General features: G+C 33.2%; 18 protein-coding genes. 5 read left to right on the top strand and 13 right to left on the bottom strand.

All coding sequences use genetic code 11. The features are described 5' to 3' along the window. Positions 1-3: 3 nt before the first annotated feature. Positions 4-789: a PhzF family phenazine biosynthesis protein gene (locus N7277_RS09750; RefSeq protein ID WP_274779363.1), complete on the top strand. Its 786-nt coding sequence runs from the start codon at positions 4-6 to the stop codon at positions 787-789. A gap of 13 nt (positions 790-802) precedes the next feature. Then, positions 803-1,534 carry a tryptophan synthase subunit alpha gene (gene trpA / locus N7277_RS09755; RefSeq protein WP_274779364.1) on the top strand — a complete coding sequence of 244 codons (732 nt, stop codon included), beginning with the start codon at positions 803-805 and terminating at the stop codon, positions 1,532-1,534. A 28-nt stretch (positions 1,535-1,562) separates the two neighbouring features. On the opposite strand, the gene N7277_RS09760 is transcribed toward trpA, so the two are convergent. The 9 genes from N7277_RS09760 to hisG form a co-directional block, all read right to left on the bottom strand. Further along, the gene (locus tag N7277_RS09760) at positions 1,563-2,006 is read right to left on the bottom strand and encodes a hypothetical protein (protein WP_274779365.1); all 444 of its coding nucleotides are present in this window, start codon (positions 2,004-2,006) and stop codon (positions 1,563-1,565) included. A gap of 66 nt (positions 2,007-2,072) precedes the next feature. Then, positions 2,073-2,657 (bottom strand): bifunctional phosphoribosyl-AMP cyclohydrolase/phosphoribosyl-ATP diphosphatase HisIE, encoded by a 585-nt coding sequence (hisIE, locus tag N7277_RS09765; protein WP_213189028.1) that lies wholly within the window; start codon positions 2,655-2,657, stop codon positions 2,073-2,075. Further along, entirely contained in the window at positions 2,654-3,406 is a 753-nt protein-coding gene (gene hisF, locus N7277_RS09770) for an imidazole glycerol phosphate synthase subunit HisF (protein WP_274779366.1), read from the bottom strand. The genes hisIE and hisF overlap by 4 nt, the downstream gene beginning before the upstream one ends. A 4-nt stretch (positions 3,407-3,410) precedes the next feature. Beyond that, on the bottom strand, positions 3,411-4,121 hold the full coding sequence (gene hisA, locus N7277_RS09775; protein WP_274779367.1) for a 1-(5-phosphoribosyl)-5-[(5-phosphoribosylamino)methylideneamino]imidazole-4-carboxamide isomerase: 711 nt from the start codon (positions 4,119-4,121) through the stop codon (positions 3,411-3,413). Positions 4,122-4,125: 4 nt separating this feature from the next. Further along, positions 4,126-4,704 (bottom strand): imidazole glycerol phosphate synthase subunit HisH, encoded by a 579-nt coding sequence (hisH, locus tag N7277_RS09780; protein ID WP_274779368.1) that lies wholly within the window; start codon positions 4,702-4,704, stop codon positions 4,126-4,128. Continuing rightward, positions 4,701-5,798: a bifunctional histidinol-phosphatase/imidazoleglycerol-phosphate dehydratase HisB gene (gene hisB / locus N7277_RS09785; protein WP_274779369.1), complete on the bottom strand. Its 1,098-nt coding sequence runs from the start codon at positions 5,796-5,798 to the stop codon at positions 4,701-4,703. Before hisB ends, hisH begins: the two co-directional genes overlap by 4 nt. Before the next feature lies 1 nt (position 5,799). Continuing rightward, positions 5,800-6,828, bottom strand: a complete 1,029-nt coding sequence (gene hisC, locus N7277_RS09790; protein ID WP_274779370.1) for a histidinol-phosphate transaminase — start codon at positions 6,826-6,828, stop codon at positions 5,800-5,802. Continuing rightward, the gene (hisD, locus tag N7277_RS09795; RefSeq protein ID WP_274779371.1) at positions 6,818-8,110 is read right to left on the bottom strand and encodes a histidinol dehydrogenase; all 1,293 of its coding nucleotides are present in this window, start codon (positions 8,108-8,110) and stop codon (positions 6,818-6,820) included. The genes hisC and hisD overlap by 11 nt, the downstream gene beginning before the upstream one ends. A gap of 46 nt (positions 8,111-8,156) precedes the next feature. After that, on the bottom strand, positions 8,157-9,014 hold the full coding sequence (gene hisG / locus N7277_RS09800; RefSeq protein WP_274779372.1) for an ATP phosphoribosyltransferase: 858 nt from the start codon (positions 9,012-9,014) through the stop codon (positions 8,157-8,159). Positions 9,015-9,330: 316 nt separating this feature from the next. On the opposite strand from hisG, the gene N7277_RS09805 reads away from it, so the two are divergent. Further along, positions 9,331-10,146, top strand: a complete 816-nt coding sequence (locus N7277_RS09805; protein WP_274779373.1) for a glycosyltransferase family 2 protein — start codon at positions 9,331-9,333, stop codon at positions 10,144-10,146. 88 nt (positions 10,147-10,234) lie between these two features. Further along, positions 10,235-11,056 (top strand): glycosyltransferase, encoded by an 822-nt coding sequence (locus N7277_RS09810; RefSeq protein ID WP_274779374.1) that lies wholly within the window; start codon positions 10,235-10,237, stop codon positions 11,054-11,056. 33 nt (positions 11,057-11,089) lie between these two features. Here the strand turns inward: N7277_RS09810 and N7277_RS09815 are convergent, their stop codons facing one another. From N7277_RS09815 to N7277_RS09830, 4 genes are read right to left on the bottom strand one after another with little or no spacing between them, the layout of a single operon-like run. Next, positions 11,090-11,842 carry a glycosyltransferase domain-containing protein gene (locus N7277_RS09815; protein WP_274779375.1) on the bottom strand — a complete coding sequence of 251 codons (753 nt, stop codon included), beginning with the start codon at positions 11,840-11,842 and terminating at the stop codon, positions 11,090-11,092. Further along, the gene (locus N7277_RS09820; protein WP_274780828.1) at positions 11,843-12,655 is read right to left on the bottom strand and encodes a 2,3,4,5-tetrahydropyridine-2,6-dicarboxylate N-succinyltransferase; all 813 of its coding nucleotides are present in this window, start codon (positions 12,653-12,655) and stop codon (positions 11,843-11,845) included. It lies immediately after the preceding gene. 21 nt (positions 12,656-12,676) lie between these two features. Beyond that, entirely contained in the window at positions 12,677-13,141 is a 465-nt protein-coding gene (locus N7277_RS09825) for a hypothetical protein (RefSeq protein WP_274779376.1), read from the bottom strand. A gap of 3 nt (positions 13,142-13,144) precedes the next feature. Further along, positions 13,145-13,669 carry a C40 family peptidase gene (locus N7277_RS09830; protein ID WP_274779377.1) on the bottom strand — a complete coding sequence of 175 codons (525 nt, stop codon included), beginning with the start codon at positions 13,667-13,669 and terminating at the stop codon, positions 13,145-13,147. Between the two features lie 206 nt (positions 13,670-13,875). On the opposite strand from N7277_RS09830, the gene N7277_RS09835 reads away from it, so the two are divergent. Beyond that, on the top strand, positions 13,876-14,520 hold the full coding sequence (locus N7277_RS09835; RefSeq protein ID WP_274779378.1) for a hypothetical protein: 645 nt from the start codon (positions 13,876-13,878) through the stop codon (positions 14,518-14,520). Positions 14,521-15,085 lie beyond the last annotated feature (565 nt).

The following is a 15,085-nucleotide window of genomic DNA, read 5'->3' on the forward strand; positions in this document are numbered from 1 at the left end:
AAAATGAGCCAAAAAATATATCAAATAGATGCTTTTGCAGACGCTTTATTTTCAGGAAATCCTGCTGCGGTTTGTCCATTAGAAAATTGGTTAGATGCAGATATAATGCAAAAAATAGCAGCCGAAAATAATTTAGCAGAAACTGCTTTCACAGTTTCTGTAGAAAATGGTTATGAAATCAGATGGTTTACGCCAGAAGTAGAAGTAGATTTATGTGGACACGCCACTTTGGCATCCGCTTATACATTGATGAATTTTGAAGGATTTTCAGGAGAAAAAATCAACTTCTTTTCTAGAAATAGCGGAACGCTTACCGTAACTAAAAACGGAGATTTTTTAACCTTAGATTTTCCTGTAGACCAACTCCAAAAAGTAGAAGACTTATCTATTTTCGAAAAATGCTTTGCGTATCAACCTATTGAAGCTTATCAAGGAAAAACTGATTATTTATTGATTTTTGAAAACGAACATCAAATTCAAAATATAGAACCCAACATTCCTGAAATTGCAAAAATTAATGCAAGAGGTATTATTGTAAGTTCGATTTCAGAAAATTTTGATTTTGTATCCAGATTTTTCGGACCAAACTGCGGTGTAAACGAAGATCCTGTTACAGGTTCTGCTCACACAACATTAACTCCTTTTTGGGCAGAAAAATTGGGTAAAACTAAACTTACTGCAAAACAAATTTCAAAACGTGGTGGCGTTTTAGAATGTGAATTAAAGAACGATAGAATTCTCATCGGTGGAAAGTGCAAAGCGTACTTGAAAGGCAAAATATTCATCTAATAAAAAGATTACAATGAAAAAATTAAATATATATTTTACTGCGGGAATTCCCACTTTGGAAGATACTGCAGAAATCATGAAAACCATCCAAAACTCTGGCGCAGATATGATGGAAATCGGGATGCCTTATTCTGATCCGGTTGCAGATGGCCCTGTTATTCAAGGCGCACACGAATTGGCGCTTTCTAACGGAATGACCATCGCTAAACTTTTTTCTCAACTGAAATCGGTGAAAGATGAAATAAAAATTCCCGTGATTTTAATGGGTTACATTAACCCTGTTTTAAGTTTTGGATTCGAAAAATTCTGCGAAGAATGTGCCAATTCTGGAGTTTCAGGATTAATTATTCCAGATTTGCCTCCAATTGAATTTGAAAGAAATTATCAACCCATTTTAGAGAAATATGGATTGAATTTTACTTTTTTAGTCACTCCAGAAACTTCGGAAAAACGCATTCAATATTTAGATTCTTTGAGTTCAGGATTTCTTTACGCTGTTTCTAGTTCTTCAACTACAGGAAACGAAAACAAAGAGGTTAAAAATGATGAATACTTAAATAAATTGGCTTCCATCAAACTGAAAAATCCTGTAATGATTGGTTTCGGAATTAAAAACAAAACTGATTTCGAGCAAGTTACAGAAAAATCACAAGGCGGAATTATAGGAACTGCTTTTGTGAAAATTCTTTTAGAAAATAAAGATTGGAAAGAAAAAGCGGAAGCTTTCATCAAATCTATCAAATAAAAAACAGAGCAAATTGCTCTGTTTTTTGTTATTTTTTCAATAAGTTATTGTACTTTTCTTGTAAAATTTTGAGTTCATCTTCATTTTCTTGCAACTTCATTTGGTTTTTTTCTAACTCTGCAGTAATTTCTTGTAATTTTCGATTTACTTTTTCTTTTTTAGCATCATTTTTAGAAGACAATAGTAAGGATTGTAATTCTGTTTTTTTCTGATTAAGCACTTTAAATTTAGAATCTAATCTCTCTTTTTTAACAAAATTGAGTTCAAATTTTTCATCTAAATCTTTCATTTCGCTAGATTTACTTGCTTTAGCACTAGCTTCCATTTGACTCAAAGCTCTTTCTCTTTGATAATTTGATACTTGATTATTATAAGTTTGCTGAGAAACTCTACTACTGTTAATACTTTCTGCTGTTTGAGAAAAAATAGCAATTCCAGAGAATGAAAGTGCTAAAGTTAAATATTTTACCATTATTAATTTTTCTAGTAAAGGTAAACATATTCTTAATACTTTTTTACAAGAAAATTACATTTCAAATTAATGTCTTCCTCTCAAAACTTCTTCAATGTCTTTTAATTTGAAATTTTTAGCCTTCAATAAAATTAAAAAGTGATACAATAAATCTGCTGCTTCGTTTTTGAACAAGTCATCGTTATTATCTTTCGCCTCAATTACCAATTCTACTGCTTCCTCTCCTACTTTTTGAGCTACTTTATTGATGCCTCTTTGATAAAGTTTTGAAGTATAAGAACCTTCTACATTTTCATCAATTCTTTGGTTGATAATCGATTCTAATTCATACAGAAAACCTTTGGTATCTTTTTCTCCAAAACAACTGAAATTACCAGTATGACAAACCACATTCGTAGGCTTTACTTTAATCAGTAAAGTATCATCATCACAGTCTTTTTCGATGCTTTTTACATATAAATAATTTTCAGAAGATTCTCCTTTTAACCAAATTCTATCTTTGGTTCTGCTAAAAAAGTGAACTTTCCCCGTTTCTTCTGTTAATTTTAGAGCTTCTTCATTCATAAAACCTAGCATTAACACTTGTAATGTGGTTTCGTCTTGTATGATTGCAGGAATTAAACCTCCTGATTTTTCGTAATCTAAATTCATCTTATGGCAATATTTTGTTGTTTTAAAACTTGTTTTAAATCGTTTATTTTAATTTCTCCAAAGTGGAAAATACTTGCTGCTAAAGCTCCTGTAGCTTTGGTTTCATTAAAAACTTCTGTGAAATCTTCAATTTTTCCTGCACCTCCAGAAGCGATAATGGGAATATTGACGATTTGTGAAATTTCATTGAGCAATCTCACATCGAAACCTTGTTTGGTTCCATCAAAATCCATGGAAGTCAACAGAATTTCGCCTGCGCCTAATTCTTCTACTTTTTTCGCCCAATTGTGGGTTTTATAGTCTGTTTTTATTCTTCCGCCATTCACAAAAACGTAATCTTCGTCTCCAAATTGTTTAGAATCTATCGCCACCACTACGCATTGACTCCCGAATTTATCTGCAAAAGTTTTAATTAAATTAGGATTTTTCACCGCCGAAGAATTGATGCTGATTTTATCTGCACCCGCTTTCAAAAGATTGTCAACATCAGAAATTTCTGAAATACCACCACCAACAGTAAACGGAATATTGATTTCCTCTGCAATTTTTTCCACCAATTGCACTAGGGTTTTACGGTTTTCGTGAGTTGCCGTAATATCCAGAAAAACCAATTCATCTGCACCTTCATCTACATATCTTTTTGCCAATTCCACAGGGTTTCCTGCATCAATCAACCCCACAAAATTAACGCCTTTTACCGTTCTTCCGTCTTTTATATCCAAACAAGGAATAATTCTTTTCTTGAGCATTTTTTTAAATTTTTGACAGTTGTTCTAAAGAAATTCTTCCTTCATAAATCGCTTTACCAATAATGGTTCCAGCACAACCAATTTCTTTCATTTTTTGTACATCATCTATGTTCGAAATTCCACCACTTGCAATGAGTTCAATCGTTGAATTATCTATAATTTCTTGATACAATGCTGTGGATGGACCTTGTAGCATTCCGTCTTTTGAAATATCGGTACAAACCACTTCTCTGAAGCCTTTCTTCTGATATTCTTTGATGAAATTTACCACATCTGTTTCAGAATTTTCTAACCAACCCGAAGTTTTGATTTTTCTATCCAAACAATCTGCTCCCAAAATCAATTTTTCAGCACCAAATTGCTCTAACCAAGCCAAACACAACTCTGGATTTACCACAGCAATACTTCCTAAAGTTACCTTTTTTGCACCACTATCAAAAGCTTTTTGCAAATCTTCTTCAGAACGAATTCCGCCTCCGAAATCGATGATAAGATTGGTATTTTTAGCGATGTTTTCAATTACTTTTTGATTGATGATTTTCTTAGCTTTTGCACCGTCTAAATCTACTAAATGCAAATATTGAATCCCGAAGTCTTCAAATTCTTTGGCTACTTCAACAGGATTTTCGTTGTATATTTTTTTGGTATCATAATCACCTTTAGAAAGTCTTACACACTTTCCGTCGATGATATCTATTGCAGGAATAATTCTCATTTTTTTAGATTTTCAAAAAGTTTTCTAATAGTTTAAAACCAGCATCTCCAGATTTTTCTGGATGAAATTGAGCTGCGTAGAAATTGTCTTTTTCCAAAGTAGCACTGAATGGAGTAATGTAATCACAAACCGATGTTGTACTTTCTCCCACTTCCGCATAATAACTGTGTACAAAGTAAAAATTATCATTTTCTGAGATGTTTTCTAGCAATTTCCCTTTAATTCCCGAAACATTATTCCAGCCCATATGTGGAACGATGTCTGAATTAGGGAACAATTTCACTTCGCAATCAAAAATCCCAAGTGCTTTTGTATTGCCCTCTTCCGAAGCATTGCACATCAATTGCATTCCGAGACAAATTCCCAAAACAGGCTGTTTCAAATTTGGAATTACTACATCTAAACCTCTTTCCTGAAGTTTTTTCATCGCCGAAGAAGCTTCTCCTACTCCTGGAAAAATAACTTTATCAGCGTTTTTTATCGTTTCAATGTCAGATGTAATCTCCGCTTCAAAGCCTAATTTTTTCAAGGCATTTTGAACGGATTTTACATTTCCTGCATCATAGTCTATAATGGCTATCATAGTGTTCCTTTTGTACTTGGAAGGTTAAAATTTTGGTCGGTTTGTGCCACTGCATTTCTTAAAACTTTCGCAAAAGCTTTGAAAATGCTTTCGATTTTGTGGTGTTCATTCTCTCCTTCCACAGAAATATTCAAGTTACATTTTGCACTGTCTGAAAACGATTTGAAGAAATGATAAAACATTTCCGTTGGCAATTCTCCAATTTTTTCACGCTTAAATTCTGCGTTCCAAACAATCCAAGGTCTTCCACCGAAATCAATCGCAACTTGTGCCAAACAATCATCCATCGGTAAAACAAAAGCATATCTTTCGATGCCTTTTTTGTTCCCTAAAGCTTGTAAAAAACAATCTCCCAAAACTATGGCAGTATCTTCAATCGTATGATGTTCATCTACTTCTAAATCACCATCTACTTTTACAAATAAATCAAAATTTCCGTGTTTCGAAATTTGTTCTAACATGTGATCAAAGAACTTCAAACCTGTATCAATACTAGATTTTCCACTTCCATCAAGATTCAACTCTACAGCAATATCTGTTTCTTTGGTTGTTCTTTTTACTTTGGCTTTTCGTGGAACTTGTTTAAGATATTGATAGATTTCGTCCCAACTTTTTACAGAGAAAGTCGCTTCATCATTGCTTTCATCAGAAATGAAAAAAGATTTAGTCCCTAAATTTTTCGCCAATTCTACATCAGTTTTTCTATCGCCAATCACGAATGAATTTTCTAAATCGTAATTTCCAAAAATGTATTTCTGAAGCATTCCCGTTCTTGGTTTTCTATTTGGAGAATTTTCATGCTCAAAACTGTCATCTACACAAACTTCAGAGAAGAAAATCCCTTCATTTTCGAAAGCCTTCATCATTTTTTCTTGTGGTTTAATGAAATCTTCATACGGAAAGCTCTCGGTTCCCAAACCGTCTTGATTGGTCACCATTACCAATTCATAATCCAATTCTTTTGCAATTTTGGATAAATTCTGAAAAACTCTCGGATAAAATTCCAATTTTTCTAAAGAATCAACCTGAAAATCAATGGGTGGTTCTATAATTAAAGTTCCGTCTCTATCGATGAATAATACTTTTTTCTTCATTTTACTTTTTATAATTTTTCAAGGTTTCTATTAATTTTTGATTTTCTTCTTTTGAGCCTACGTTTATTCTCAACGCATTTTCAATTTGAGGATGTCTCAGACTGGTCAAAATATTCTGAGCGAGCAAAAATTCATATATTTCTATTGGATTTTCTACTTTGATTAAGAAAAAATTGGCTTCTGTAGGATAGATTTTTTTTACACAATCAAATTGATCTAATTGAGCTCTTAAAAATGCTCTTTCTGCTAAAATTTGTTCAATATTTTCATTAAACAGTTTTTCATCATTGAGTTGTTGCAAAGCTATTTTTTGACTTAAAGAATTCACGTTATATGGTCCTTTTATGGTATTAATCAAAGTAGCGATTTCTGTAGAAGCTGCGCCAATTCCAATTCTCAAACCTGCCATTCCATAAGCTTTAGAAAGGGTTTGCAATACTATAAGATTTGGATATTTCGCTAACCAAGAAATAGCTGATTTTCTAGAAGAAAATTCTATATAAGCCTCATCTAAAACCACAATCCCTGAGAAATTTTCAATGAAGAACTCTAAATCATCCACTTCATTTCCTGTAGGATTATTGGGCGAACAAAGAAATAAAACCTTCAAATTTTCATTCTGAATCTTTTGTAAAAAATCTTCTTTATTGATTTGAAAATTTTCATCTAATTCTAGTGTATTAACTTTATTATCATTGATTTTAGCATAAAAAGAATACATCACAAATGATGGATTCATTACCAAGATTTCATCTTTTTTGGGCTCACAAAAAGCTTTGATAATTAAGTCTATCAATTCATCACTTCCATTCCCGATGAAGAGATTCTTTGAGTTGATATTTTTAAGTTCACTTAATTTTTCCTTCAGTTTCTTTTGTGTAGAATCTGGATAACGATTGTACTCACCAAAAGGATTTTCGTTGGCTTCTAAAAAAACAGGCGATTCAAAATTTTGACTATCACGAAGCGAAGTATAGGGTTTTAAATTTCTAAGATTTTCTCTTACTAAATTTTCGAGTTTAAATTCCATTTTCTAAATTTTTTAAGCGTAATGTAACTGCATTTTTATGTGCAAAAAGTCCTTCTTCTGCAGCCATTTTTTCAATGGTTTTCCCTAAATTTTGAATTCCTTTTTCAGAAATTCTCTGAATGGTAATTTTCTTCACAAAACTATCTAAAGAAACACCACTGTAAGCTCTCGCATTTCCGTTGGTTGGTAAAGTGTGATTAGTTCCGCTTGCATAATCACCTGCACTTTCTGGCGTATAATTTCCTAAGAAAATAGAACCTGCATTGGTAATTTCTGATAATACATTTTCAGGATTTTCAATGGAAAGAATTAAGTGTTCTGGAGCATATTCATTGCTGAATTCAATACATTCTTCTATGGAATTTAAGAGGATAAAACTACTGTTTTCAAGGGCTTTTTCGGCGATATCTTTTCTAGGTAAATCTTGTAATTGTGCTTCAGTTTCTTGTTTTACTTTTTTTAAAATTTCTTTAGAAGTCGTCAAGAAAACCACCTGAGAATCAACACCATGTTCTGCCTGAGAAAGTAAATCAGCTGCTACAAAACTTGGATTAGCGGTTTCATCTGCAATTACTAAAACTTCACTCGGTCCAGCTGGCATATCAATCGCAATTCCTAATTTTTGAGCAAAAATCTTGGCTTCGGTTACAAATTGATTTCCTGGCCCGAAAATTTTATAAACTTTCGGAACTGTTTCGGTTCCCAAACTCATTGCAGCAATGGCTTGAGCTCCACCAACTTTAAAAATTTTAGAAACTCCGCAAAGATTCGCAACATATAAAATAATAGGATTTATTTTTCCGTTTTTTTGAGGGGGCGAACAGAGAATAATCTCTTTACAACCCGCAATTTGTGCTGGAACAGCCAACATTAAAACCGTAGAAAAAAGAGGTGCTGTTCCTCCCGGAATGTATAGACCTACCTTATCAATTGCTCTGCTTTCTCGCCAACAAACCACGCCTTCCGTTGTCTCTATTTGCTGAGGAACTTCTTTTTGAGACTGGTGGAATTTTTCAATATTGTTTTTTGCTGTATTGATGGCAATTTTCAGTTCTTCATCTACCAAACTAATGGCTTCTGCAATTTCTTGCTGAGAAACTTCAATCGTATCTAAAACTTGATTGTCAAATTTTTCAGCGTAAAATTTCAAAGCATTATCGCCTTCATTTTCTACTCTTTCGAAAATTCCTTTGATGAGATTTTCGATGTCATTTTTTTCAAAAACAGGTCTTTTGGTAAGGCTGCTGAATGTATTTTTAGATGGAAATTCTATTGTTTTCATTTTTTATTCGTAAAACTGTAAAGTTGAAGAGTCGTTGAGTTGTAAATTATAGAATCATTTTTTCTATTGGAATGATGAGAATGCCTTCTGCACCAGCTTTTTTAAGTTGGTCTATTACTTCCCAAAATCTTTTTTCTTCGATCACAGAGTGCAAACTGCTCCAACCTTCTTCTACCAAAGGTACGATTGTAGGACTTTTCAACACTGGCAAAATGCTAGAAACTTCTTGAATTTTTTCATTAGGAACGTTCATCAAGATGTATTTGGTGTTCTTAGATTTCAAAACTGCCTGAATTCTAAACAAAAGTCTATCTAAAATTTCTAATTTCTCAGCAGAAAGATTTTTATTTTTCGCCAAAACTGCCTCAGATTTAAGAATAGTTACGGTTTCTCTAAGACCATTTTTAAAAAGAGTACTTCCTGAGCTTACAATATCACAAATTCCGTCTGCTAATCCCATGTTTGGAGCAATTTCTACGGAACCAGAAATCACGTGAATTTCTGCTTCAATATTGTTTTCGGATAAGAATTTTTTAACCGTGTTTGGATATGAAGTAGCTATTTTTTTTCCTTGAAAAAAAGCTAAATCATCAGTTTCTACTTCTTTCGGAACGGCTAGAGAAACTCTACATTTAGAAAAACCTAATTTCTGTACAATTTCGATGTCTTTTTGTTTCTCTATAAGTAAATTTTCGCCAACGATGGCTACATCTACCACGCCATCTTCTACATATTGAGGAATATCTGAATTTCTAAGAAAATAGATTTCGATAGGGAAATTTTCTACCTGAACTTTTAATTGGTCTTTGCCATTATCATAAGAAATTCCGCAATCTTTGAGAAGTTTAATAGAATCTTCGAAAAGTCTTCCGCTTTTTTGAACTGCAATTTTAAGTGAACTCATTTTTTAGATTTTTATTTTTTAAGCCTCGAGTTCTGCAGTGATGAAAAAGAAAAATCCGCCTGAAAAACTCAAGGCGGATTGTAAATATTGTTTTTAACTATAATACATGATACATTATCAACTCGCCTTTAGATGAGATGATGATGATGATGGATTAAGTTTAAATTTTTCATTTTTTGTCTAATTCTTTTGCAAATATAGAGATTTTTTTGAAAATGGATATTATTTTTCAATTTTTTGAACGTAACAAATATCGTTCTGCGGAATTTTTGAATATTAGGCTAAAAAAGTATCTTTGTGACGAAATATAAAAAATATGAAAGCATCGGTAATTTTTAGTACCTATAATTCGGAAGAATGGCTAGAAAAAGTTATTTGGGGATTTAGCGTACAAACTACTAAAGACTTCGAAATTATTATTGCTGATGATGGCTCTAGAGAAGCCACAAAAAACCTGATTGAGAAATACAAAACTGAACTAGATATTCCTATTATTCATGTTTGGCAAGAAGACAATGGTTTTCAGAAATCTCAGATTCTAAACAAAGCCATACTTGCTTCCACTACGGATTATTTGATTTTCACCGATGGAGACTGTATTCCCAGAAAAGATTTTGTAGAAACACACCTTAACAATAGAGAATCGGGTAGATTTTTATCTGGCGGATATTTCATGTTACCTATGAATATTTCAAAACTCATCAGTAGAGAAGATATTCTTTCACAAAATTGTTTTGATGTAAAATGGTTGACCCAAAATGGATTAAAAAAATCTTTTAAAAATAATAAACTGACTTCTAAAGCTTTCAAAGCGAAACTTCTCAATTTTTTAACACCAACTAAGCCTTCTTGGAATGGTCATAATGCTTCTGGCTGGAAAAAAGATTTGGTTAAAATCAATGGATTCAACCAAGAAATGCAATATGGCGGACAAGACCGAGAATTAGGAGAAAGGCTGGAAAATCTAGGAATTAAAGGAAAACAAATAAGATACAGCGCAATTTGTGTACATCTAGACCATGCAAGAGGCTATGTAAATCCTGAAACTTGGGCAAAAAACAATGCCATCAGAAAAAACACAAGAGACCAAAAACTCATTTGGACTGAAAAAGGAATCACCACCAATTTATAAGTATGAAATCGCCATAATTAGCAAACACAAACGCTAATGAAGAATCAGCGATTGCATATGACCCTTAAAAAACAATAAATAACTACATATGAAATCAGCACTTATTATTTCTGTATATAAAAATACTGCCGATTTAGCCATCGTTTTAAAATCTGTAGAACAGCAAAGTGTTTCTGACTTTATGACTGTGATTTCCGAGGATGGAAACAGTACAGAAATGGCTGATTTTGTCAAAAATTACAGTGGGAAATTAGATTTAATTCACTTAACTCAAGAAGATCTAGGTTGGCAAAAAAATAAAGCGCTCAACAATACCATCAAAACGATTGATGCTGATTATTTTATTTTTATAGATGGCGACTGTGTTTTACACCCAAATTTTATAGAAAATCACTTAAAATTTGCTCGAGAAGATAGAATTTTAGCGGGTAAAAGAATCAAGCTAGGTCCTAACTATTCTGACCAATTAAGAAATGCAAAAACTGTTTCTGAGTTTGCAAAACTGATTCTCCCCGAGATAAAATCCATCAAAAAAGATGGTGCAAAATTCTATGAAGAAGGAATTTATATTTCACCAAAATCTATATTTTCTTTCATTGCGTACCTTAGAAAAATGAGCCAAATAAAAGGTTGTAATTTTTCTTGTTATAAGTCAGCATTGGAAAAAATAAATGGTTTTAATGAAGATTATGTTTTGCCCGCAATTGGTGAAGACATTGACTTAACTTGGCGTTTTGAAGGAATGGGTTATCACTTATATTCGCTTAGAAATTTTGCAGTACAATATCACCTTTATCACAAAGAAAATTGGAGCGACCAAAGTGTAAATGAAGCCATTATGAAAGAAAATCAAAGGCTAAAAAGATACGTTACGCTTAATGGTTTGAAAAAATTAGAAGAAAATACATAAATAAAAAATCTACTCTTTTCGAGTAGATTTTTTTTATGAGTTAAGACCTAAAAATCTTTTGATTTTATATTTCCATAAGTCTTTAGCAATATTACTTTTATGCTTCCCAAGAAGGTAAACGTAATCATTTTTCTTTCTGATGTCTCCTGGAATTACATTGTATTTAAAATGATGTTTCCAAGCGACATAATTGAAACTCAATTGGTCTCTTTTAGAAAAATTCTTCACGAAATACCACCATTCTTCCATGACTTTGATGAGCTTTTCGTCTGTATGTTTTCTCACCAAAACCCCACCAGAAATAAGGCCATTGTTTTCAGGATAATTTTCAGATTTTAGAAAGTCAATATGTTTTTTGATGACTTCTAAATCGTCTTTTACCTTATTTTCAGTTTCGGCTAATGCTACTATGGCTTCATATTCTTGATAAACGCAATTTCTGGGGTCCATAATGGTTTGATTATGATCAAAACATGCCATAGAAAGTTCTTCATTCAAGAAATTTTCAATCAACAAATGTGGATTTTTTTTAATGATAAAATTACCATCAATATAAATGCTGTATTGATAATCCTGCAAATGAAGATGTGGTAAAATTTTGTAGTATCTGTTATTTCGGGTATTGTCCTCGCCAACTGGTGGCTCTGAAACCACTACCATCTTCCAACCAGAAGATGATAGATTACGGTCTGTAAAACAAATATAATCTACATTTTCAAACTGAGGTTGTTCAATAAGCTCATTATACCCTCCAAAAATAGCAGTGTATACTACAATTTTCTCCATTTACACAGCTACGTTATTTTCTCTTAAAGCATCGTTAAGTGAGGTTTTCTTATCTGTGGATTCTTTTCTTTTACCGATAATTAAAGCACAAGGAACTTGAAATTCGCCTGCAGGGAATTGCTTCGTATAACTTCCCGGAATCACCACAGAACGCGCAGGAACTCTTCCTTTTAATTCTACTGGAGTATCACCCGTAACGTCTATAATTTTAGTAGAAGCTGTAAGCACTACGTTTGCACCTAAAACCGCTTCTTTTTCTACATGCACTCCTTCTACTACGATACATCTAGAACCTACGAAACAATCATCTTCAATGATTACTGGAGCTGCTTGTAATGGTTCGAGAACTCCACCAATTCCTACTCCACCGCTTAAGTGAACGTTTTTACCAATTTGAGCACAAGAACCTACCGTTGCCCAAGTATCTACCATAGTTCCGAAATCTACATACGCCCCGATGTTTACATAAGAAGGCATTAAGATTACTCCCGGTGAAATGTAAGCACCTTCTCTAGCCACAGCATGAGGAACTACTCTCACCCCTTTTTCTGCATAATTTCTTTTCAAAGGAATTTTATCATGGAATTCAAAAGGACCTACTTCTATGGTTTCCATTTTCTGAATAGGGAAATACATTACTACTGCTTTTTTCACCCATTCATTTACTTGCCAACCGTTTTCTGTAGGTTCTGCAACACGCAATTCGCCTTTATCTAAAAGAGCGATTACTTCTCTAATGGCAGTTTTGCTCTCTTCGTTTTGTAATAAATCTCTGTTATCCCAAATGTTCTCAATGGTTTGTTGTAAAGACATCATATTATTTTAATTTTTTATTTAAAATTGAAAATTCTCCAGCAATTCGGCCTCTGGAAAATACTCTGCAAAGGTATTAGATAATTTTGAATTTTTTAATTTTATTACACTATAACTGCCATCGTAAGCATAAATCTCTATTTCGGCGTCATCTCTTAATAAATTACTTTCCCAAATTTCTGGATTCCCTTCTACATAAGGTAAATTCTCTAGGTCTAAAACAATCTCTTTATCCTTTGGGATTGCTGCAAAATATCCATAATTAAACTTGATATCTCTTTGTATTAATTCTAAAAATTTTTCAGCATTGAAGATTTCATAATTGTTGGAAAAATTCTGAATCGGCAAGTCCTTTTCAGGAGAGAGGAAAAGGTAATCTGTTATTAAAAATTGATACTCTTTCAGGTCATTCTCTATTGGTTTTAAGAGTGAACCTAAGTGTGTATGGTAAGTTAAATTTTTAAGTTTTTGGATAATATAATTCATTATTTAGAGTACTCTTTTGGCAAAGAGAAAAGCTTTGTTCCAATATTTTTCGTTCAGCGAAGATACGATTACTCCTTTAGAAGTAGAAGCATGAATGAAGGTAATTTCTCCTCTGTTTTTAATTTCTTTTACGATGCCTACATGCGAAACCACTCTATTTCCATTAGTGGCAAAAAACAACAAATCTCCGGGTTTTGCCTCCCAAATTTCTATTTTTTTTCCTTGTTGTGCTTGGTCTATGGAACGTCTTGGCATTTTCACCTTGTTTTCATTGTATACATTAATGACCAACCCGCTGCAATCTAATCCAGACTTGCTGGTTCCGCCTAGTTTATAAGGAGCTCCTAAGAAATCTTCAGCATCATTTAGGATTTTTTTGACTTGATAAGAATTTTGACCTTCAAATTTGGAGGTTAGGTTTCTAAGGTTCTCTGTGGAAGTGTTAGGTTTGTGAGACACCGTTTTACGAGAACCACAAGAAATTACCGTGAGTATCAATACGACTAGAAAAAGTATTCTTTTATTCATGATTCAGTTTTCCCTCTTTTTTGGATATTACAGTGATTTATTCATTATTAGAATACATCGCTTATAACACCCTTTGTTTACTACTTTTATACAAATATAACATTAATTATTTATATATCAACTATACTATAACTATACTACAACTATACATTAAAGTTGTGCATGTCATGAGTATTCCTTACTTTTGATATTCATTTGATTAACCCATGGCAAGATACAAGAGCATTTTACAATTTCAGGGGTCTATAGATGGTTTGGTTTTTTATGAACTGAACGGAGTTTCTGTGGTGCGCAAGAAAAGTGGTTTTAATCGAGATGATTTTAAAACCAAGGAAAACTATGCTCGAGTAAGAGAAAACAGCAGTGAGTTTGGGCATTGTTCTAAAACGGGGAAAATGCTCAGAAATGCAATTTATCCTTACTATAAAAAATGTGGAGACCGATATCTATATCAGAAATTCGCACAATTGATGACCGCGATTAAAGATTTGGACAACGTTTCTGAACGTGGAAAAAGGACTGTTTACCAAGGTTTGAAAACCACAGAAGGGAAAAAATTACTATCTTCTTTTGTATTTGGGAAGATTCCTTCGGCGAAGGATTTTATTAAAAAAACAAGTTATGATGAGGGGATTTCTGTACAGCTCAATACACCACTCACTCTACCCTCTCTGCATTTGGTTTCTATTTTACCGAATTACGAAAGTTACCATTTTGAAGTTCAAGAGGAAAAAGTTAGTGTTGATAATGGTATTTTCACCTTTGGTTCTTATTTCCAAGAGGAGGAAGCTTTGCAGTTTGTTGCTATTTATGATGGCGAGGAGATTCTTGGGATGGGGTTTTTAACCTAAATGGTTTTACACGCAAAGATTTTTTTTATTCTCATTATGTTTTTAAGGGAGCAAAGTTGGCGAAATTCATTCGCTTTGAAGTGGGGTGGAAAGTCTGCTTATTTTCTTTCACAAAGTTCACTGAGATGGGGTGAAATGATTGCGTTTTTGAGCACACTGAGGAACATCAGAGATGTTCTGTGAAGCCCTCTATAATTTGAGATTCCTAGGGAATGACAAAGTGGCTTCGACGCCGCTCAGCCACCGGGCTTCGATAACAATCAGCCACCAGGAAAAGTGGTGAGAGGTAAGAGATGCGAGTTAAGAAGTGCAAGTATTTCTATCACAAAGTTCACGGAGATGGGGTGAAATGATGGCGTTTTTGAGGGCTCTAAGGAACATCGGAGATGTTCTGGAAACCTTCTATAATTTGAGATTCCTACGGAATGACAAAGTGGCTTCGACAGGCTATTAGATTTGCAAAAGAAAAAGTAACTTTAAATATTAATTTAAGTTATACTGATACCAGAGGCGCTATGGTGAACTAGTTCGACTAATAAATAAGACTTATACTGAGCATTAGACC

It is taken from the genome of Cloacibacterium sp. TD35 (assembly GCF_028864635.1).
Taxonomy (GTDB): domain Bacteria; phylum Bacteroidota; class Bacteroidia; order Flavobacteriales; family Weeksellaceae; genus Cloacibacterium.

Excerpts from the sequence above, each read along its gene's own strand:
- hisH (WP_274779368.1), bottom strand. The coding sequence starts at position 4,704 with ATGATAGCCATTATAGACTATGATGCAGGAAATGTAAAATCCGTTCAA.
- N7277_RS09750 (WP_274779363.1), top strand. The coding sequence starts at position 4 with ATGAGCCAAAAAATATATCAAATAGATGCTTTTGCAGACGCTTTATTT.
- N7277_RS09815 (WP_274779375.1), bottom strand. The coding sequence starts at position 11,842 with ATGGAGAAAATTGTAGTATACACTGCTATTTTTGGAGGGTATAATGAG.
- trpA (WP_274779364.1), top strand. The coding sequence starts at position 803 with ATGAAAAAATTAAATATATATTTTACTGCGGGAATTCCCACTTTGGAA.
- hisA (WP_274779367.1), bottom strand. The coding sequence starts at position 4,121 with ATGAGAATTATTCCTGCAATAGATATCATCGACGGAAAGTGTGTAAGA.
- hisB (WP_274779369.1), bottom strand. The coding sequence starts at position 5,798 with ATGAAGAAAAAAGTATTATTCATCGATAGAGACGGAACTTTAATTATA.
- hisD (WP_274779371.1), bottom strand. The coding sequence starts at position 8,110 with ATGAAAACAATAGAATTTCCATCTAAAAATACATTCAGCAGCCTTACC.
- hisIE (WP_213189028.1), bottom strand. The coding sequence starts at position 2,657 with ATGAATTTAGATTACGAAAAATCAGGAGGTTTAATTCCTGCAATCATA.
- N7277_RS09830 (WP_274779377.1), bottom strand. The coding sequence starts at position 13,669 with ATGAATAAAAGAATACTTTTTCTAGTCGTATTGATACTCACGGTAATT.
- N7277_RS09825 (WP_274779376.1), bottom strand. The coding sequence starts at position 13,141 with ATGAATTATATTATCCAAAAACTTAAAAATTTAACTTACCATACACAC.
- N7277_RS09805 (WP_274779373.1), top strand. The coding sequence starts at position 9,331 with ATGAAAGCATCGGTAATTTTTAGTACCTATAATTCGGAAGAATGGCTA.
- hisG (WP_274779372.1), bottom strand. The coding sequence starts at position 9,014 with ATGAGTTCACTTAAAATTGCAGTTCAAAAAAGCGGAAGACTTTTCGAA.
- N7277_RS09820 (WP_274780828.1), bottom strand. The coding sequence starts at position 12,655 with ATGTCTTTACAACAAACCATTGAGAACATTTGGGATAACAGAGATTTA.
- N7277_RS09760 (WP_274779365.1), bottom strand. The coding sequence starts at position 2,006 with ATGGTAAAATATTTAACTTTAGCACTTTCATTCTCTGGAATTGCTATT.
- hisF (WP_274779366.1), bottom strand. The coding sequence starts at position 3,406 with ATGCTCAAGAAAAGAATTATTCCTTGTTTGGATATAAAAGACGGAAGA.
- N7277_RS09810 (WP_274779374.1), top strand. The coding sequence starts at position 10,235 with ATGAAATCAGCACTTATTATTTCTGTATATAAAAATACTGCCGATTTA.
- N7277_RS09835 (WP_274779378.1), top strand. The coding sequence starts at position 13,876 with ATGGCAAGATACAAGAGCATTTTACAATTTCAGGGGTCTATAGATGGT.
- hisC (WP_274779370.1), bottom strand. The coding sequence starts at position 6,828 with ATGGAATTTAAACTCGAAAATTTAGTAAGAGAAAATCTTAGAAATTTA.